Below are 18767 nucleotides of genomic sequence, written 5' to 3'. Positions count from 1 at the left end.
ATACTTATTCCTCTAATTTAAATATGTCTTTTACAAGATAATCATATAATCCAGTGTGGACTTCATAATATGCTTGAATTTTATTCTTTCCTTCACCCTGTGTTATTTTTACATAATCTTTACCCATTGTTTCTACTTTCGCATCATAGTTCTCGCCTTGAATGTTTATAGTAAAGTTGTACTTACTTCTTTCTTTACTCTTTTCTGGCTGAACTTTGCCAACCATTCTCTTTTGAACCATTTTAAGTGCTAGGTCTTTAAAATTCCAGCCAAATATTTTCTTAGTTTCATCTTTATAAGTTATTTTTACAGTATCCCAACTCTTATACTGCTTTATAAAGTCAAATGACAAATATATACTCTCACTTAAAAGCTTACTAAGTTCTTTTTTTGTAGCAACCGGAACTTTATAGTACTCTTCTTTGCTGACAGTGTATACCCTAAAGTAATTCAAGTCTGTTGAAAATCTAATTCCATCATCTGAGTTACCATTGTATATAGGAGTGTATGATTGTGGCTTTCTTATTTTTGTAAATTCTGTAAATAACACAGTTATATTATCCCAATAATCCTTTTCTATTCTAACACTTTCTACTTTTGAATCTGATAAGTATATTTTACTTTTAGAGCTCAATTGTTTTATTAATGATCTTGTGTCATCTTCTAATGCCTCTGTCGTTTGTTGTCCTGGTTCTTTGTCTTTTGTATCTTTGAACAAGGTAAATCCTAAGAAATAGCATACAAAGAATAACACTACAGTAAGAGCTACTAAAACCTTTTTTTTGATTTTTTTCTTCTTAGCCATCTTCACGCCTCCTTTATCCATATAATCATAAGATAATTATATTACTTTTATGTAGTTTTTGTAAGACATAATTACTTATTATACTTATTTCCAGGGAAATTACTACACCCTTCTACATAAATACTTGTACATTTTTTAATTTTTATACATTTTTTCTTATCTTTTAACATAAAAATAGTATCTAAAAGCAATTTAGATACTATTTCTAATTAGTTTTAAATTTTTAATTTATGCTTCTTTTATTAACTCAGTTACCATTTTAGCAGAATTTTCTATATCCTTTATAGCTATATATTCTTCTAATGTATGAGCATTCTTCATACCTATACCTAGGTTAACTGCTTTTATTCCATTTTTATTTAATATATTAGTATCACTACCTCCACCTGTAGATGTTGTGTGACCTTCTATATTCATATTAGCAAAAGCTTTTTTAGCTAGCACTACTATTTCATCATCTTCAGATATATTAAATGGTGCATAAGCTCTTGTAGTTTCTATTTCTATTTTAGCTCCAAATTCTTTAGCTGCTTTTTTGAATACATCTACCATATGGTTTGTTTGAGCATCTAATTTTTCTTCGCTTAAGCTTCTAGCTTCTGCTGCTATTTCTAATTCTGGCATAACTATATTTGTTGCTATTCCACCATTTATTATACCTATATTAGCAGTAGTTTCTTCATCTATTCTTAATAAATTCATATTTTCTATAGCTCTTGCAGCAACCATTACTGAACTTACTCCATTTTCTGGCTCAAGACCTGCATGAGCTGGTTTTCCTATTATTTTGACCTTTATAGCATCTTGTGCTGGCGCTTGAATTATTATTTCTCCTGGAGCTCCACCACTATCTAAAACAAATGCATAGTCTGCATTTACTTTAGAATAATCTAAGTACTTAGCACCATATAATCCGCCTTCTTCCCATATTGAGAATACAACTTGTATATCTGCATGTTGGATATCATTTTCCTTAACTGTTCTTAATGCCTCTAATATAGCAGCTATACCAGCTTTATCATCAGACCCTAGTACTGTTGTTCCATCACTTTTTATTATGCCATTAGCTTCGTCTATTATAGGTTTTACTCCTATACCAGGACTAACTGTATCCATATGTGAAGTGAAAAGTAATGTTTTACCTTCTCTATTTCCTTTTAATGTAGCAATTACATTTCCTGTTTCTCCACCAGCTTTTACACCAGCACCATCTATAACAACTTCTAAACCTATTTCTTTTAGTTTTTCGACTAGAACTTCAGCTATTTTGCCTTCTTTTGAAGATGGACTGTCGATTTGAACTAGCTCTAAAAATTCATTGATTAGTCTTTGATTATTTATCATATATTCTCCTCCAGTTATACTTGGTCTACCTATAATTTTAGAACATTATCAAAAAATTATCAATATGTGAGGTAATTTATTCTATTTTATTATTTTTCTACTTCTTGAATCTATCATACATAACCAGTATCCTAAGCTATCATTTCTTGTGTCACAAGGCTGGTATTCTCTAAATCCTGTATGACCTTTATCTGGTTGCTCTGTTTTATTTCCTGGGACTGCGTATATATAATTCTTTCTCTTGTTATACTCATCATATTGTACACCAAATAAGTAATGTCTATATTTATATGATTGCATTACTGCATCACTATACATTGTGTAATTTAGAGTATTAACATATCCTAAGTAAGGCATAGTGTATCCACATAAAGTTGTAGGACTTATTTCAATTTTCCACCATCTAGTATTGTCTATTTCATCTTTGATAAATGGTCTTACTTCCTTAAAATGTTTAAGCCCTTTTTTTATTTGTCTTGGCATTAAAAGTGTTCCTGCCGTTTTTTGGTATTCATCTATAGAATTTGTTTTTGCATACTTTTGACGTGTTTTTTGTTGATGTGAAACAGTAGGATATGTCTTCTTTTCTTTAGGCTCACTACTTTTTCTATTTTTCTCTATAGTTTTATCTATATTATCATATTCGTCATATTTTTCTCTAGTTTGAGGATTTACATCCTCCTCTATAATTTCATAATAACCATCATCTGAGTTGTATACACTTTCTTCTTCACTTTCATACTCTTCTTCATCATCATCTATTTCTATATACTCTATTTCTTCATACACTTCATACTCTTCTTCATTATCATCTTCTTCTATATTATCTACATCTATATATCCTATTTCTTCATATTCCTCAAACCCTTCGTCATTATCATCTACTTCTATATACTCTATTTCTTCATATTCCTCAAATCTTTCGTCATCTTCATACTCTTCTCCTGCAAATAATATTTCCTCATAATTATCTATCTTAGTACCTTTAAATCCTATAAGTGGTACAGTTTTTTCATATAAAAGAGCTATACCTTTTATATCTATATCTTCTCTGTCTAAATTTAATGTAAATTCACCTTTTCCTTGCTCACTTGGCAATACCTTTCCTAAATCAAGGGTATCATAATCGCTTTGTATAGCAACTACCCTATATCCATCTTTCATAAATTTAAGATTTTCTACATATAATGAAATTATTGATTTTTCATCATTTATCTCTACTTTAGCAAATGCTTTTGGTAAAACACGTTCTTTGTATCTAAAGTTAGTGTCCTTAGCTTCAAGGATTATATAATCTCTCTTAAATTTTTTTTTAGCTGCCACTTTTAATCCCCCTTTTAACATAATTTCTCTTAATAGTATATGAGTATGATTCTAAAAAAAGTACCTTCAATTATTTTGAAGGTACTTTTTCATTTACTTTATTTGATAAAGTGGCAAACTCTTCTATTGATAAAGTTTCCCCTCTTCTTTTTTCATCTATATTAGCAGCACTTAGTACTTCCTTTATCTCATCTTTACTTAAGAATCCTAATCCACCTAATGCATTAAGTAATGTTTTTCTTCTTTGTCCAAAAGCCGCTTTAACAGTCTTGAAGAATATTTCTTCATTATCAACTGGATATTTTATTTCTTCTCTAACATGAAGTCCTATAACTGTTGAGTCAACATTTGGTTGTGGTATAAACATATGTCTTGGTGCTTTTGCTACTATTTCTGTATCACAATAATATTGAACTGCTACTGATAAAGCTCCATAATCTTTTGTTCCTGGTACTGCATTCATTCTATCTGCAACTTCCTTTTGTACCATTACAACTATATCCGTTACTGGTATATCTTCTTCTAAGAACTTCATAACTATTGGAGTTGTTATATAGTATGGTAAGTTTGCAACTAATTTAACTGGTCCCCCATTTAGTTTTTCTTTTACTAATTCTTGAACATTTACTTTTAATATATCTTGATTTATTACTTCTATATTATCAAAGTCTTTTAATGTTTCACCCTGTAATATAGGTATTAATGTTTTATCTATTTCTATAGCCACAACTTTCTGAGCTACTTTACCCATCTCACGAGTTAGTGTCCCTATACCAGGACCTACTTCTATTATATAGTCTCCTTCAGAAAGTCTTGCCCCTCTTAATATTTTATCTATTACATTATCATCTATTAAAAAGTTTTGCCCTAAAGACTTTGAAAATTTAAATCCGTGCTTTTCAACTACATCTTTTGTGGCTCTATGTGATGAAAGTCTATCCATTAATTTTTCTCCTTTTATATTTATTTATCTAAAGTTTCTAGTGATTTTACAAATTCTTCTCTAGTAACCCCATAATTATTTAATCTATTTAAGAATTGCTTGGCATTTCCATATCCGATTCCAAGTATCTTTCCTAATTCATCTCTTCTATTAGATGCATCTTCATTTCCTATAAGTCCATTTCTTATTAAATCAACTTGCTTAAATTCATCTCTTTTTTCTGTACTTTCTGTTCTAACTCTCTCAAGAGCTGCTATTATACTCTTTGGTGTGGCATTTTCTATACCTATGTCACCATCTTTTTTAGCTTCCTCTCTTGGTAAAAAAGCATGCTTACATCCTGGAACTTCTGCAGCTATTTTTTTTCTTATTTTTTCACCCGCAAAATCAGGATCTGTAAATATTATTACTCCACGTCTTTTTTGAGCAGATTTTATTCTTTCCATAACACCTTTAGGAAACCCAAATCCACCAGTTGTTATAAGTTCTGCATCTACAGCTCTTTTTACTGCTGTAACATCGTCTCTTCCTTCTACAACTATTATTTCTTTTATCATTATCAATTCACCTTTATCTGTTTTGTATCCTGTCTTAACTTCATTTCTATATTTTACGTTTTTTATGTAATTTTATCAAGGAAAAACAAAAACTATAATATCATTATGTGCTATAGTTTTTGTTTTTACACTCTATTTTTATTGTGTTTTACAATATTTACTTAATAACTATGATGCTAGAATAATAATGTATATCTATAAATATTTTATAATTGTATTAAAAAAAGCTCTTGAGACTATACAGTCTCAAGGGCTTTTATTTTATATTAAATAATCTTTTAGCATTTTCTTTTGTAGCTTTGCAAACTTGCTCGTAAGATATACCTTTTTCTTGAGCAATCTTATCTGCTACAAATTGAACTAATGATGGGTCATTTCTTTTCCCTCTATGAGGCTCTGGAGCCATATATGGTGAATCAGTTTCTATTAATAAATATTCTAGAGGTATTTCTTTTGCTACTTCTCTAGTTTTTTTATTATTTTTAAAAGTCACTGTTCCTGGTATTGATATATAGCAACCCATTTTTACATATTCTCTAGCTAATTCAACATTCCCGCTATAACAATGAAGCACACATCCTATTTCTGGAGATTTTGTATTTTTTATTATTTCAAAAGTATCTCCATGTGCATCTCTATCATGTATTATTATAGGTAATTTTAACTCATTAGCTAATTCTATTTGTTTTTTAAACCATTCTTTTTGTTCTTCTCTAGGTGAATTATCATAGTAATAGTCTAATCCTATTTCACCTATAGCTACTACTTTTTCATTTTCAGTAGCTAGTTTTCTTAAAGTATCTATTGCAGTATCATCTAAATCTTTAACATCGTGTGGATGCACTCCAACTGCTGCATATATAAAATCATATTTATTAGCTAATTCTACACTAGTTATTGATGTTTCTATATCTGCTCCTGGATTTAATACTAAATCTACACCTTTTTCTTTTAAAGATTCTATTAATTCTTCTCTATCTTCATCAAATCTTTCACTATTTAAGTGTGCATGTGAATCAAATAACATTTTTTATTCTCCTAACTAATTAACGAACTTCGCATCCATCCTTAGCACCTGTAGCTACTGGTACTACTAAATCGTCACCATCATCTCCAGCAGCTAATATCATACCTTGAGATTCTACTCCTCTTAGCTTAACTGGCTTTAAGTTACAAACAACTATAACATCTTTTCCAACCATATCTTCTGGCTTATACCATTTAGCTATTCCTGATACGATTTGTCTTGTTTCTGAACCTAATTTTATTTGAGATACTAAAAGTCTATCTGCTTTTGGATGTTTTTCACAGCTTAAAACTTTACCTACTCTTAGTTCAACTTTATCTAATTCATCTATTGTTATGTTTTCTTTGTGCTCTAATGGAGCTACTTCTTCTACTACGTCTTTCTTTTCTGCAAATAATTCGTTCAATTCTTCTACTTCCTTTTCTATATCTAATCTTGGGAATAAAGATTCACCTTTGTGTACTTTTGTTCCTTCAGTTATTAATCCAAATGTTTTAACACTTTCCCAAGTTGTTAATTCTTCATTTGTTATTCCTAATTGACAGTATATTTTTTTAGCAGTAGCGTTCATTATTGGATTTATTAATGTAGCTACTATTCTTATAGATTCACATAAGTTGTATAATACTGTATCTAAAGTATCTTTGTTAGCTTCATCTTTTGCTAAAGCCCAAGGCATAGTTTCATCTATATACTTGTTAGTTCTTCTTATTAATTTCCAAGCACTTTCTAATGCTTCATTAAATTGAAGTTTGTTCATTTCATTTTCAAAATTTTCTACTGATAATCTAGCAGTTTCTTTTAAGTCAGCATCAAATTCAGTAGTAGCTTTTGGCATTGGTATTATTCCACCGTTATATTTTTCAACCATTGCAACTGTTCTACTTACTAAGTTTCCTAAATCATTTGCTAAATCTGAGTTAAGTCTAGTTATAAAGTTTCTATGAGTATAGTTACCATCTTGACCAAATGCAAATTCTCTTAATAAGAAGTATTTAAGAGCATCTACTCCGTATCTTTCTATCATTTGCTCTGGATAAACTATGTTTCCTTTTGATTTACTCATCTTATCATTATCAAATAATATCCATCCATGTCCATATACTTGTGTAGGTACTTCTTCACCTAAAGCCATAAGTATAGCTGGCCATATTATTGTATGGAATCTCATTATTTCTTTACCTACTATATGAACATTAGCTGGCCAGAATTTTTTGTATTCTGAATCATTTTCACTCATATATCCTAAAGCTGTTATATAGTTGCATAAAGCATCTACCCAAACGTATATTACGTGTTTTTCATCAAATGGTACTTTTATACCCCAATCAAATGTAGTTCTAGTTACACATAAATCTTCTAATCCTTTATCTAAGAAGTTTGCAACCATCTCATTTTTTCTTGATACTGGGAAACAGAAGTTAGGGTCAGCAAATAATTCTCTTAATCTATCTTCATATTTTGATAATTTGAAGAAGTAAGCTTCTTCCTTAGCATCATAAGTTTCTCTTCCACAGTCAGGACACTTATTTCCATCTACTAATTGTGATTCTGTCCAGAAACTTTCACATGGAGTACAATACTTACCTTCATAAGCTCCTTTGTATATATCTCCTTGTTCATATAACTTAGTGAATATCTTTTGGATTATTACCTTATGTCTATCTTGTGTAGTTCTTATGAAATCATCATATGATATATCCATAGTCTTCCATAATTTTTGTATATCTGCTATCATCCCATCTAAGTATTCTATTTCAGTCATACCTTTTGCCTTAGCAGTTTTTTGTATCTTTTCTCCGTGCTCATCTGTTCCTGTTAAGAACTTTACATCATATCCACAGAAACGTTTAAATCTTGCTATTGCATCTGCTGCAACAGTTGTATAAGTATGTCCTATATGTAAGTTTCCACTTGGGTAGTATATAGGAGTTGTTACATAGAAAGTTGGTTTTGTCATATTCTTACCTCCTGATTTATTTTTAGTATATATTTATATTTTTAACCTTTAATATAGAGTTGAAACTCTTTGTATTAAAAAACTCGCCTCCTATGATATACATAGGGGCGAGATTATTCGCGGTACCACCCTAATTATCTAAATTTATAGATACTACTTTAAAAGTTAAAACTTATTGATGTTTACTCATATCAATATGGTATCTTATAATACTTTAGATATCTTAGCAGACTATAACGTGTCTAACCGTTTTATCTTAAAAATAGAACTCTCTATTATTCAGATAAAAAAGCTCCGAGGCCATCTTCAATAATTTCTTTGACGCTAGCTTTCACCTAACCTAGCTCTCTGTAGAAAAAGTCCTTATTTACTCTTCTCTTCTCAGCTTTATATATTTCTATATTTTACTAAATAAATATATTTTATTCATTTTATGTAATCTTGTTACTATTTAAAACTAATTCTATATAATTAATAAATTAATGTCAATTGGTTTTTACACTTTAATTATACCATCTTGTACATTTTATAGAAATATTAAGCTGTAAATAATATATAGCAGATAAATACAGATGCTATAACTCCTGCAATATGACTTATCATAGCACAAGTTAGTGTGTGTCTAGTGTTCTTTATTTTTAAACTTCCATAGTATATAGCCATTGTGTAAAAAATTGTTTCAGATGCCCCAACTATTGTAGATCCCATTTTCTCTATTATAGTATCTATACCTACTCTTTGTGCTAATTCAGTATACATTCCAAGTGCACCGCTTCCTGAAAGAGGTTTTACTATTATTAATCCTATAAGTTCTTTTGGTATACTCATTAGCTCTGCTATTGGCTTAAATAAAAATTCAAGCATTTCTATTCCTTTCCCAGTTTTAAATATCCCTATCGCTAAGAATATCCCTATTATGTAAGGTGTTATAGACCAAGCTGATTTAAGACCATCTATTGCTCCTTTTACAAAACTATCATATATATCTATTTTTTTGTGTCTTCCATAAATAACTATATAAAGTATTATTAGAGGGACAAGTATATTTGAAAATAGCTCCATCTATCTTAACCTCCTTTTACTTTGCAATAATTTACAGGTTATTATAGCTATTATTGTTGATACTGTTGTTGCAAATAGTGTAGTTACTATTATCTGACTTGGATTTTGAGAACCTAAATCCATTCTTATTTTGAGCATAGTAAATGGTATTAACTGAATTGATGATATATTAATGACTAAAAACATTATCATATCATTTGTCGCTGTATCCTTTTTAGGATTTAAAGTTTGTAGTTCTTCCATAGCCTTTAGTCCAAATGCTGTAGCTCCATTACCTGCCCCTACCATATTCAAAGCTATATTCATAACCATATAAGACATAGCTTTATGTCCCTTTGGTATGGATGGGAAAAGTCTTGTCATTATAGGGTTTAGTTTTTGTCCAATTTTTTCTATCAATCCAGCATCTTTTGCTATGTTCATTATCCCCATCCAAAGAGCCATTACCCCAGCCAAACTTATTGCAAATTCTACTCCTTTAGATGCTTCTGTTAATATTACTTTGTTTAGTTCTCCTAGATTATTAAACACCATACTTCCTATTATTCCTATAGCAATCATATAAAACCATATTCTTGCCATTAAATCGCCTCCCCTCTAGATAAATTTTATGATTTATATATACTACTTTATACTTGAAACTTGCACTATATTGTGTTTTAGTATATATGTGGGGTTTTTTAATCAACTAGCTTTTCATACTAATCCATATACGAAGTGATTTTATAATTATATATATTTAAGGAGAAATGCAATGAGAAATTTAACACTTCTTACTGATTTGTATCAACTCACTATGATAAATGGTTATTTTGAAAAAAATATCCATGAAGATGTTGTAGTATTTGATATGTTTTTTAGAAAAAATGCTTGCAACGGGGGCTACACAATAGTGTGTGGTATAGATCAATTTGTTGAGTATATAAAAAACATAAATTTTTCCGATGAAGATTTAAAGTATCTTAAAAGCCTAAATCTTTTTTCTGATAAATTTTTAACGTTTTTGAAGGATTTCAAATTTACAGGGGATATATACTCAGTTGAAGAAGGTACTATAATGTTCCCAAATGAGCCTATACTTACTGTAAAAGCTCCATTATATCAAGCCCAATTAATCGAAACTGCCTTATTAACAATTGTTAATTTTCAATCACTTATAGCAACGAAGGCATCTAGAGTTTGTTTTGCTGCTCAAGGAGATCCAGTGTTTGAGTTTGGACTTAGACGTGCTCAAGGTCCTGATGCCGGTACATATGGTGCTAGAGCTGCTATGATAGGGGGATGTAATGCTACTGCTAATGTTTTAGCAGGTAAATTATTTGATGTTCCTGTAGTAGGAACTCAAGCTCATAGCTGGGTTCAAAAATTTGATACAGAATTAGAGGCATTTGAAGCTTATGCCGACATATATCCAGATAAATGCCTTTTACTTATAGACACTTATAATGTATTAAATAGTGGACTTCCTAATGCTATAAAAGTATTCAAAAACTTAAGAGAAAAAGGTCACAAGCCTTTAGGTATTAGATTAGATTCTGGTGATTTACACTATTTATCTAAAGAATGTAAAAAAGCATTAGAAGAAGAAGGTTTTACTGATATTAGTATAACAGCATCTAATGACTTAGATGAGCATACTATATCTAATCTTAAATCTGAAGGTGCTGCTATAAACTCTTGGGGTGTTGGAACTAAATTGATAACATCTGCTGACTCTCCGTCTCTGGGAGGAGTTTACAAGTTAGCTGCATCTTTTAATGGCGATAAAATAGAACCTAAGATAAAATTATCAGAAGATCCTGAAAAAATAAATAACCCAGGATATAAAAAAGTTATAAGAATTTATAATGAAGATAACAAGGCTGAAGCAGATTTAATAATGTTGCATGATGAGAAAATAGATGAATCTAAGCCTCTTACTGTATTCCATCCTGTATACACTTGGAAATCAAAAGTTTTTAATAACTATACAGTTAAAGAGCTTCATAAGCCTTTATTTATAAATGGTAAATGTATGTATGAGCATAAACCTGTTATGAAAATAAGAGATTATGTACAAAATGAGTTAAACACTTTATGGGATGAGTACAGAAGATTTTCTAATCCTCAAACTTACAAAGTAGATTTATCTAAGGACCTTTGGGACCTAAAAAACAACATGATAGATTCTAAAAATTTCTATAATAAATCATCTTAATACAAGGGGGATTCAAAATGGATGCTACAGATCACAGAATTATAGACATTCTACAACAAGATGGTAGAATTTCAATGAAAGATTTAGGTAAAATAGTTGGACTAACTTCTCCAGCTGTTTCTGAAAGAGTTAAAAGGCTAGAGGAATCAGGAATAATAGAAGGTTATAAAGCTATAGTTAATCCTGATGCTTTAGGTAGAGTTATAAAAGCTTTTATACACATATCTTTACCTAGCAATAAGTATGAAGAGTTTATTAATGTAGCTCGTCAAGATCCAAGAATAGTTGAATGTCATCATGTTACAGGAGATGACTGCTCACTATTAAAGGTTGTAGTTAGAGACATGTATGAACTTGAAAACGTTATTGATACAATAAAGAAAATCGGCTCTACTAAAACTTCAGTTATACTATCAACACCAATACAAGCTAAGGCTATATTATAAAAATTGATCCAATATTATCAAAAAAGAAGTCAATGTAAAGTAACTACTATTTTACATTGACTTCTTTTCTTTAAAAATATATATTCTAGCTAACTAATATTTATATTATGAACTTTGCTTATATCTATAGATATAATTCGTAAGTGCATATTCCATATACACCTTTATTATATTCATATCTTCATTTGGATTTAGTAGTTTTCTTGTTGCTACTATATCGCAATAGCCTAATATAAACACTCCTATACAGTCTTTTCCTAAAATATCAAATAACTCTGTAAGATTTTCTTTACTCATATCATTTTTCTTATATAGAGCTAAGAGTACCATATGGTATCTTACATATTTTTCAATCAATTCTATACTTCTTTCATCAAGATTTAGGCTTTTTCCTAATTCTCTTGAAATTTTAGCTCCTACTATCTCATGCCCTCTAAAATGTACTCTTCCTGTATCATCTACTGTTTTACTGTCTGCTTTACCTATATCATGTAAGAATATACTTAATTTTAATAGATGAATCTTTTTTATATGACCATCCATATCTTCATTTAAATATTCTTTTATATTGTTTCTTAAATGACTTGAGAAAAATTCTCCCTCTTTGAGCATTTCTTCAAACTCTTCTAAGGCTTTTATAGAATGTTCATAGACATTTACTACATGAAATTTACATTCTCCTACTTCCTTCATGCCATTTAATTTTAATATAACTTTTTCTAATTTTTTAAGTCTATCTAATTCTTTAAACTTTTCTGATGTATTTTCAAACACTAAACTTTCTAACAACATATCTTTAATTTCCATTTTAGCCACCCCAAGTTAGTTTTATTTTATAGGTCTAAAACTTGCTTATATACTATATCTTTCTGTAGTTTTCTATCCTTACATACTATTTTTATAGCTTCTTTTTTATTTTTACCTTCTTCTAGTAATGCAATAACATATTCTCTTTCATTAAGGTCATCATAGCTATTTTTCTTAGTTATCTCACCTTTAAATCCTTCTACTATTAATACAAATTCACCCTTTACTTCTTTTTCATTAAATATTTCAATTACTGTTTCAATATCTTCTCTTATTACTTCTTGATATTTTTTAGTAAGCTCCCTATTTACTGCTATTTTTCTATTTCCTAATATTTTTAGCATATCTTTTAAAGTATCTTTTAATCTATGTGGTGATTCATAGAATATTATAGTTCTTCTTTCTTCCTTGACTTCTTCTAATTGTTGCCTTCTTACTCTCTTATCTCTATCTAAAAATCCTTCAAAAGCAAACTTTCTAGTTTCTAGCCCTGAACCAACTAAAGCTATAATAGATGCACTAGCTCCTGGCAATACTTCTATCTCTATATTATTTTCTATTGCTTGCTTTATTATTTCTTCACCTGGGTCGCTTATTCCAGGCATTCCTGCATCACTTATTAATGCTATATTTTCTCCATTTAATAATTTATCTATAAGATAACTTCCTTTAGAATCTTTATTATGTTCATGGTAACTAGTTAATGGTTTAGATATTTCAAAATGATTTAAAAGCTTTATACTATGTCTTGTATCTTCTGCTGCTATTAAATCTACTTCATTTAAAATTCTTACTGTTCTATAAGTCATATCTTCTAAATTCCCTATAGGTGTTGGACATACATATAACTTTCCGCTCATTTACTCTTCTCCTATATCTTCATTTGCATATATTGCTTTTATCTCATCTGTATAGTTTCCATCTTCTCCATATACATATAATGGGTCCAGTATTTTCAATTCTGGTCTTCCATCTTTAGCAAACTCTACAAGTATTAGGTTTGGTGCCTTATTAGCTCTTGGATGAATAAATTGAACTTGCTTAGGTTCTAGTCTATATTTTCTTCCTAACTCTATTATATCTACAAGTCTTGTAGGTCTATGTATCATGAAAAACTTTCCTTTAGGCATTGTAAGCCTTGATGCTGCTCTTATAACATCTTCTAAGTTGCATTTAACTTCATGTCTTGATATCATCTTTTTATCATTAGGGTTTTTTATACCATCCATGTGCATATATGGAGGATTTGATGTAACTACATGATAGCCATGTACTTCTAGTGTTTTATCTATTGTTTTTATGTCAGCATTTATTATTTCCACTCTGTCTTGTAGATTGTTTAATTTTACAGAGCGAGTAGCCATTTCATATACTTCTTCTTGTATCTCTACACCTATTATTTTACTCGCTTGGCTTTTTCCTGCTATAAGTGTTGGTATTATACCTGTTCCAGTTCCTAAATCTACTACTTTAGCTCCTTTTTTAACCTTTGCAAAATTAGCTAATAATACTGCATCTATACCAAAACAAAATCCAGTTTTATCCTGTATTAATTTAAGACCTTTCAATTGCAAGTCATCTATTCTTTCTGTTTCCTTTAATTGTACTTCCATATATATCTCCTTTCATGTCTTACTCTAAGACTGTCAAATACTTTACTAAATATATTAATATTTTCTATATTAAGTTCTTTATCAATTATATTTATTCTATCTAAAAGGGTAGGAAAAATCCTACCCCCTTAGTTATATAAAATTAATCTTCTAGTTTCTTTAACTCTCTTAATGTAGCTTCATCTATATCATTTTGACATCCACCACATTTTCTAGGCTCTTGTAATACCTTAACATCATCTTTAAGATATACTTTTATAGTCTTATCATTAAATTCAACTTTAACTTGTTCTAATAATGGATTTATTTCTATAACTCGTCCTTTTCCATCTTCAACTTTAACTAATGCTCCTACTGATGGCATAACATCTATCGCTTCTGCATACACATCATGCTCATATTTTAAGCAACAGAACAGTCTTCCACATATTCCTGATATTTTTGTAGGGTTTAATGATAAACTTTGGTCTTTTGCCATTTTTATAGATACTGGTTGGAAATCTCCTAACCATGATGAACAACAAAGACTTCTACCACATGGTCCTAATCCACCTATTGTTTTAGCTTCATCTCTAACCCCAATTTGTCTTAATTCTATTCTAGTCTTAAATATCGATGCTAAATCTTTTACAAGCTCTCTAAAATCTATTCTGCCTTCTGCTGTGAAATAGAAAATTAGCTTATTTCTATCAAATGTATATTCACAATCTATTAAATACATAGTTAACCCATGGCTTTTAATTTTTTGTTGGCATATTTCAAAAGTTTCCTTAGATTTTTCTTTGTTTTCAAGATATATTTTAGTATCTTCTTCTGTAGCTACTCTTATGATTGGTTTTAATGGTGAAACTAACTCTTCTTCTGATATTTCCTTTGGCCCTACTACCACTGAACCATATTCTAATCCCCTTGCAGTTTCAACTACTACATCCATATTTTTCTCTATTTCTAAATCAACAGGATCAAAGTAATAAATTTTACCTGCATTTTTAAACCTAACACCCACTATCTTTATCATTTAATCACCTCATATATATTCAAAGCCATAACTTGCATACTTATATTAAAGTTACAATTGCTTCTTATCTTTTTCTTTGTCTCTTCTATTATATCAATAATCTTAGACACTTGAGAATAGCTAATTTTTTTACTCATATTTTGTAAAAAAGTAATTTTATCGGAATTTATTATCATGTTCTTGTCAATTTTTTCTTTTATAAACATAATATCTCTAAAATAATTAATCATAATATCTAAAATATTGAATATATCTCCTCTATATTTTTCTATATCTAACGATATATCTAATATATCAACTATATTCTTATCAAGAAGTCTTTCTATATATGATTGTATTTCTTCTCTCATAAGAGCAAACTCACTAGATTCAGACAGTTCTAATGCTTTTTCTATACTACCTCTAGAAAAAGTAGCTAACAATTGAGTTCTCTGTTCATCTACACCTTTTTGTATTAGGTATTTTTTTAAGTCTATAAGAGATATAGGTAAGAATTTAATTATTTCACATCTAGATTTTATAGTGTCTAAAAGAGCTTCTTTATTAGATGTTACAAGAATTATTATAGCATACTGTGGTGGCTCTTCTAACGTCTTTAAAAGAGCATTTTGACCTTCAACTGTCATTTTATGTGCATCATTTATTACATATATTTTATAATCTTTATGAGGCTTTATAATTATATCTGTTTGTAATTTTCTTATTTGTGCTATTTTTATACTATTTCCATCTGGCTTTATCTCTATATAGTCAGGGCTATTATTAACATCACTTATATCTAGCAATAATTTTGCTAATTCCTCGGTTAGTTTCTTTTTTCCTATACCTTCTATTCCTTCAAACATGTATGCATGGCTTATTTTGTTATTGTTTATAGAATTTGTTAAGTATTTTTTAGCAAACTCTTGTCCTATTATATCTTCAAAGTACATATTTATCTCTCCACAGATTTTATCTTATCCTCTACAACCTTGTATATCTCTTCATGTATACTATCTATACTTCTAAGGTTTTCTTCCTCTACACAGTTTATTTTTTCCCAATTATACTTATCAGCTATATATAAAGAGTTGTTATATGATTTCTCTAAATAATCTAAATCACTTTCATGTATATCTTTTTTATCCTCACCAGTTATTTTGTTTTTTCTATTTTCCATAAGTTTTTTACTAAACTCTATTGGAACATCTAAAAATACTACACAATCTGGTTGTGGAATTTTATATAGATTAAACTCATAATCAAATAACCAATCTAAATATTTATCTCTATCTTCTTTAGCCATTTTAGAAGCTTGATGTACCATATTAGATGTTGTATATCTATCTGCAAGTACTATACCACCATTATTGTAGAACTCTTCCCATTCTGTTTTAAACGATGCATATCTATCTGCTGCATAAAATGTAGATGCTATATACGGGTCTACATCTGAAGGCTTACTTCCAAAATCTCCTCTTAAGTACATCTTAACTAGTGCTGATGATTCTCCATCATAGTTTGGATATTCAACCTTTCTAACATTATATCCATCTTCTAAAAGTCTTTCATATAACTTCTTTGTTTGAGTGGCCTTTCCGCTTGCATCTGATCCACTTTCTATGATTATTAACTTTCCCTTCATATTTATATCCTGATTAAAAAAATATTTAACCAGGTATCACCTCCGTAATTCTTTATTTAGTCTTATATATTTTGATTTATTTTTTAATTATGTATAAGATACATTAATAGAATAATAGATTAACTAACATAACATATTAAACTGAGTCTATCTAAAATTTATAATCATTTATATTAGTCACTTATAATCTCTATAAATTCTAAATTCAAATCTTTTATTCCATTTATATTCATTCCTTTTTTATGGCATAAAATTACATAATCTATTATTTCTTTAGTAATTACTTCTCCTGGAGACAACAAACTCACTCCTGGAGGATACGGTATTACATATTCGGCACAAATTTGTCCAATACTTTCATATATTTTAACACTTTTCTTATTTTTATAAAATGCCTCTCTAGGATTTAGTGCTTTTTCTGGTATTACTACTGGATATTCTAGACATTCTATATAAGAATCTTTCTTATATCTATTCGACATGTCTTCTAATGCTTCGGATAATTTATCTAAATCTTCTTTAGTATTTCCTATAGTACATATTAAAAGTACTCCATAATAATTGGCTAATTCTACCTGTATATTGTACTTTTCTCTTAAAAGATCTTCTAATTCATATCCCGTCATTCCTAGTTTTTTAGAAGATAAAAATAACTTTGTTTTGTCATCCTCATTATATATATCAAAACTTGTATTTTTATTTTTTTCTTTAAATTGCTCTATATTATCTAAAAGTTCTTCCATTAATTCATTACCTTTAGTTTCATATATATCTACAGCCAATTCTAATGAAGACATAAGAATATAAGAAGGACTAGATGATTCTATTATTCTAAGCATAGTACTTAATCTTTGTCTATCCACTCTATCTCCTTTTATATGTATCATTGATGATTGAGTAAATGAAGGTAATGTCTTATGAGTACTTTGAATTACTATATCTGCACCTTCTTCTAGAGCAGTCTTTGGTAATCTATCACTTAAACCTAAATGCGCCCCATGTGCCTCATCTACTATTACTGCTATATTGTGCTTGTGTGCATAATCACATATTTCATTTAATTCAAAAGTTTTTCCATAGTAAGTTGGATATGTAAGTAAAATAGCTTTAGCATCTAAATTATTGTCTATTATCTTCTTAGATTCTTCAATATCTATTCCCTCTTGTATATTAGTTTCTTTGTCAATTTTAGAAAGTATATATATAGGTTCTATATCAGCTAATATACATGAATTTATAACAGATTGATGGCAATCTCTATTAACAATTATCTTATCCTTAGGATTACATAAAGCCATTATAGCCCCTTGTATCCCACATGTACTTCCATTTATAAGATAATATGTCTCATCGCTTTTGAAAGCCTTAGAAGCCCTTTCTTGCGATTTTTTTATTATTCCTTCTGGCGAATGTAAATTATCAGTTCCTGGTATCTCAGTTGTGTCCATTTTATATATATTTTTAACTATATCAGAGTATCCAAGTTTGTCATAAATTTTTCCTAACTTATGACCTGGCACATGAAATGATATTAGATTAGTTTCTACGATTTCTCTTAAATGATTAATAATCTCTGTTTTCATTTTGTTCTCCTTCTAATGATTAGATCTAACCAATAATCAATATAATAAATTAATACTTATTTAATATGTATTATATTTATCAATTAATTTTCGTATATAAATACAAATAAAGTCGTTGATACTATTATAATCTATCAACGACCTTATTTATACTCATAAAAATAATTTTAATCATTATTTAATTTTAGACATAAAAAAAGATTACGTGGCTACGTCTTACTCTCCCAGGGGGTCGCCCCCCAAGTACCATCAGCGCTAAAGAGCTTAACTTCTGTGTTCGGTATGGGAACAGGTGTATCCTCTTTGCTATAATAACCACATAATCTTTATCTTTTAGAGTTAATACTCTGAAAACTGTATATCATTTAGTTAATGATTTTTGGTCAAGTCCTCGACCTATTAGTATCGATAAGCTAAATACATTACTGCACTTACACCTTCGACCTATCAACCAGGTA

The 18767-nt window shown here is 29.3% G+C and carries 18 protein-coding genes, 2 rRNA genes and 1 other annotated feature; of the genes, 2 read left to right on the top strand and 18 right to left on the bottom strand.

Annotation, left to right across the window (positions count from 1 at the left end; all coding sequences use genetic code 11):
* Nucleotides 1–4: 4 nt before the first annotated feature.
* From ABHC41_RS11350 to ABHC41_RS11310, 9 genes are all read right to left on the bottom strand, one after another.
* Entirely contained in the window at nucleotides 5–805 is an 801-nt protein-coding gene (locus tag ABHC41_RS11350) for a hypothetical protein (RefSeq protein WP_092921471.1), read from the bottom strand.
* A gap of 228 nt (nucleotides 806–1033) precedes the next feature.
* A complete protein-coding gene (locus ABHC41_RS11345) occupies nucleotides 1034–2149 on the bottom strand; it encodes a M20/M25/M40 family metallo-hydrolase (RefSeq protein WP_166504663.1) in 1116 nt (371 codons plus the stop codon).
* Between the two features lie 81 nt (nucleotides 2150–2230).
* A complete protein-coding gene (locus ABHC41_RS11340) occupies nucleotides 2231–3472 on the bottom strand; it encodes a hypothetical protein (protein ID WP_166504662.1) in 1242 nt (413 codons plus the stop codon).
* 70 nt (nucleotides 3473–3542) lie between these two features.
* On the bottom strand, nucleotides 3543–4415 hold the full coding sequence (gene rsmA / locus ABHC41_RS11335; protein ID WP_092921477.1) for a 16S rRNA (adenine(1518)-N(6)/adenine(1519)-N(6))-dimethyltransferase RsmA: 873 nt from the start codon (nucleotides 4413–4415) through the stop codon (nucleotides 3543–3545).
* 20 nt (nucleotides 4416–4435) lie between these two features.
* Nucleotides 4436–4972 (bottom strand): ribonuclease M5, encoded by a 537-nt coding sequence (rnmV, locus tag ABHC41_RS11330; RefSeq protein WP_092921479.1) that lies wholly within the window; start codon nucleotides 4970–4972, stop codon nucleotides 4436–4438.
* A gap of 256 nt (nucleotides 4973–5228) precedes the next feature.
* Nucleotides 5229–5999, bottom strand: a complete 771-nt coding sequence (locus ABHC41_RS11325; RefSeq protein ID WP_092921481.1) for a TatD family hydrolase — start codon at nucleotides 5997–5999, stop codon at nucleotides 5229–5231.
* Nucleotides 6000–6018: 19 nt separating this feature from the next.
* Complete coding sequence (gene metG, locus ABHC41_RS11320; protein WP_330615185.1) at nucleotides 6019–7992, bottom strand: methionine--tRNA ligase; 1974 nt, start codon at nucleotides 7990–7992, stop codon at nucleotides 6019–6021.
* 67 nt (nucleotides 7993–8059) lie between these two features.
* Nucleotides 8060–8351: a binding site (T-box leader), on the bottom strand.
* A 145-nt stretch (nucleotides 8352–8496) separates the two neighbouring features.
* Nucleotides 8497–9021 carry a spore maturation protein gene (locus tag ABHC41_RS11315; protein WP_092921485.1) on the bottom strand — a complete coding sequence of 175 codons (525 nt, stop codon included), beginning with the start codon at nucleotides 9019–9021 and terminating at the stop codon, nucleotides 8497–8499.
* The gene (locus ABHC41_RS11310) at nucleotides 9022–9603 is read right to left on the bottom strand and encodes a nucleoside recognition domain-containing protein (RefSeq protein ID WP_240276228.1); all 582 of its coding nucleotides are present in this window, start codon (nucleotides 9601–9603) and stop codon (nucleotides 9022–9024) included. It lies immediately after the preceding gene.
* Nucleotides 9604–9775: 172 nt separating this feature from the next.
* Between ABHC41_RS11310 and ABHC41_RS11305 the strand changes: the two genes are divergently transcribed.
* Together ABHC41_RS11305 and ABHC41_RS11300 are read left to right on the top strand one after the other, a co-directional pair.
* Nucleotides 9776–11218, top strand: coding sequence for a nicotinate phosphoribosyltransferase (locus ABHC41_RS11305; RefSeq protein WP_092921489.1), 1443 nt, complete (start codon nucleotides 9776–9778; stop codon nucleotides 11216–11218).
* Nucleotides 11219–11235: 17 nt separating this feature from the next.
* A complete protein-coding gene (locus ABHC41_RS11300) occupies nucleotides 11236–11664 on the top strand; it encodes an Lrp/AsnC family transcriptional regulator (protein WP_092921491.1) in 429 nt (142 codons plus the stop codon).
* Between the two features lie 105 nt (nucleotides 11665–11769).
* On the opposite strand, the gene ABHC41_RS11295 is transcribed toward ABHC41_RS11300, so the two are convergent.
* The 9 genes from ABHC41_RS11295 to ABHC41_RS11255 form a co-directional block, all read right to left on the bottom strand.
* A complete protein-coding gene (locus ABHC41_RS11295) occupies nucleotides 11770–12471 on the bottom strand; it encodes an HD domain-containing protein (RefSeq protein ID WP_092921493.1) in 702 nt (233 codons plus the stop codon).
* Between the two features lie 26 nt (nucleotides 12472–12497).
* Nucleotides 12498–13331 (bottom strand): 16S rRNA (cytidine(1402)-2'-O)-methyltransferase, encoded by an 834-nt coding sequence (gene rsmI, locus ABHC41_RS11290; RefSeq protein ID WP_092921495.1) that lies wholly within the window; start codon nucleotides 13329–13331, stop codon nucleotides 12498–12500.
* A complete protein-coding gene (locus tag ABHC41_RS11285) occupies nucleotides 13332–14084 on the bottom strand; it encodes a tRNA1(Val) (adenine(37)-N6)-methyltransferase (RefSeq protein WP_092921497.1) in 753 nt (250 codons plus the stop codon). It lies immediately after the preceding gene.
* Between the two features lie 142 nt (nucleotides 14085–14226).
* Nucleotides 14227–15102, bottom strand: coding sequence for a stage 0 sporulation family protein (locus tag ABHC41_RS11280; protein ID WP_092921500.1), 876 nt, complete (start codon nucleotides 15100–15102; stop codon nucleotides 14227–14229).
* Nucleotides 15099–16034: a DNA polymerase III subunit delta' C-terminal domain-containing protein gene (locus ABHC41_RS11275; RefSeq protein ID WP_166504660.1), complete on the bottom strand. Its 936-nt coding sequence runs from the start codon at nucleotides 16032–16034 to the stop codon at nucleotides 15099–15101. The genes ABHC41_RS11280 and ABHC41_RS11275 overlap by 4 nt, the downstream gene beginning before the upstream one ends.
* A gap of 2 nt (nucleotides 16035–16036) precedes the next feature.
* Nucleotides 16037–16726, bottom strand: coding sequence for a thymidylate kinase (locus tag ABHC41_RS11270; RefSeq protein ID WP_092921504.1), 690 nt, complete (start codon nucleotides 16724–16726; stop codon nucleotides 16037–16039).
* A gap of 173 nt (nucleotides 16727–16899) precedes the next feature.
* Nucleotides 16900–18309, bottom strand: coding sequence for an aminotransferase class I/II-fold pyridoxal phosphate-dependent enzyme (locus ABHC41_RS11265; protein ID WP_092921506.1), 1410 nt, complete (start codon nucleotides 18307–18309; stop codon nucleotides 16900–16902).
* 203 nt (nucleotides 18310–18512) lie between these two features.
* Nucleotides 18513–18629, bottom strand: a 5S ribosomal RNA gene (rrf, locus tag ABHC41_RS11260).
* 59 nt (nucleotides 18630–18688) lie between these two features.
* Nucleotides 18689–18767: ribosomal RNA gene (locus ABHC41_RS11255) — 23S ribosomal RNA — on the bottom strand; the annotation flags it as partial.

Source organism: Romboutsia sp. 1001216sp1 (assembly GCF_039841805.1).
Lineage (GTDB): Bacteria > Bacillota > Clostridia > Peptostreptococcales > Peptostreptococcaceae > Romboutsia_C > Romboutsia_C hominis.
The sequence above is the reverse complement of the archived record's forward strand: the minus strand, read 5'-3'. Positions and strand labels throughout refer to the sequence as shown.

Bases quoted from the DNA above. Each gene is read 5' to 3' on its own strand.
- ABHC41_RS11350 (WP_092921471.1), bottom strand. From the start codon at position 805: ATGGCTAAGAAGAAAAAAATCAAAAAAAAGGTTTTAGTAGCTCTTACT.
- ABHC41_RS11345 (WP_166504663.1), bottom strand. From the start codon at position 2,149: ATGATAAATAATCAAAGACTAATCAATGAATTTTTAGAGCTAGTTCAA.
- rsmA (WP_092921477.1), bottom strand. From the start codon at position 4,415: ATGGATAGACTTTCATCACATAGAGCCACAAAAGATGTAGTTGAAAAG.
- rnmV (WP_092921479.1), bottom strand. From the start codon at position 4,972: ATGATAAAAGAAATAATAGTTGTAGAAGGAAGAGACGATGTTACAGCA.
- ABHC41_RS11325 (WP_092921481.1), bottom strand. From the start codon at position 5,999: ATGTTATTTGATTCACATGCACACTTAAATAGTGAAAGATTTGATGAA.
- ABHC41_RS11315 (WP_092921485.1), bottom strand. From the start codon at position 9,021: ATGGAGCTATTTTCAAATATACTTGTCCCTCTAATAATACTTTATATA.
- ABHC41_RS11310 (WP_240276228.1), bottom strand. From the start codon at position 9,603: ATGGCAAGAATATGGTTTTATATGATTGCTATAGGAATAATAGGAAGT.
- ABHC41_RS11305 (WP_092921489.1), top strand. From the start codon at position 9,776: ATGAGAAATTTAACACTTCTTACTGATTTGTATCAACTCACTATGATA.
- ABHC41_RS11300 (WP_092921491.1), top strand. From the start codon at position 11,236: ATGGATGCTACAGATCACAGAATTATAGACATTCTACAACAAGATGGT.
- ABHC41_RS11295 (WP_092921493.1), bottom strand. From the start codon at position 12,471: ATGGAAATTAAAGATATGTTGTTAGAAAGTTTAGTGTTTGAAAATACA.
- rsmI (WP_092921495.1), bottom strand. From the start codon at position 13,331: ATGAGCGGAAAGTTATATGTATGTCCAACACCTATAGGGAATTTAGAA.
- ABHC41_RS11285 (WP_092921497.1), bottom strand. From the start codon at position 14,084: ATGGAAGTACAATTAAAGGAAACAGAAAGAATAGATGACTTGCAATTG.
- ABHC41_RS11280 (WP_092921500.1), bottom strand. From the start codon at position 15,102: ATGATAAAGATAGTGGGTGTTAGGTTTAAAAATGCAGGTAAAATTTAT.
- ABHC41_RS11275 (WP_166504660.1), bottom strand. From the start codon at position 16,034: ATGTACTTTGAAGATATAATAGGACAAGAGTTTGCTAAAAAATACTTA.
- ABHC41_RS11270 (WP_092921504.1), bottom strand. From the start codon at position 16,726: ATGAAGGGAAAGTTAATAATCATAGAAAGTGGATCAGATGCAAGCGGA.
- ABHC41_RS11265 (WP_092921506.1), bottom strand. From the start codon at position 18,309: ATGAAAACAGAGATTATTAATCATTTAAGAGAAATCGTAGAAACTAAT.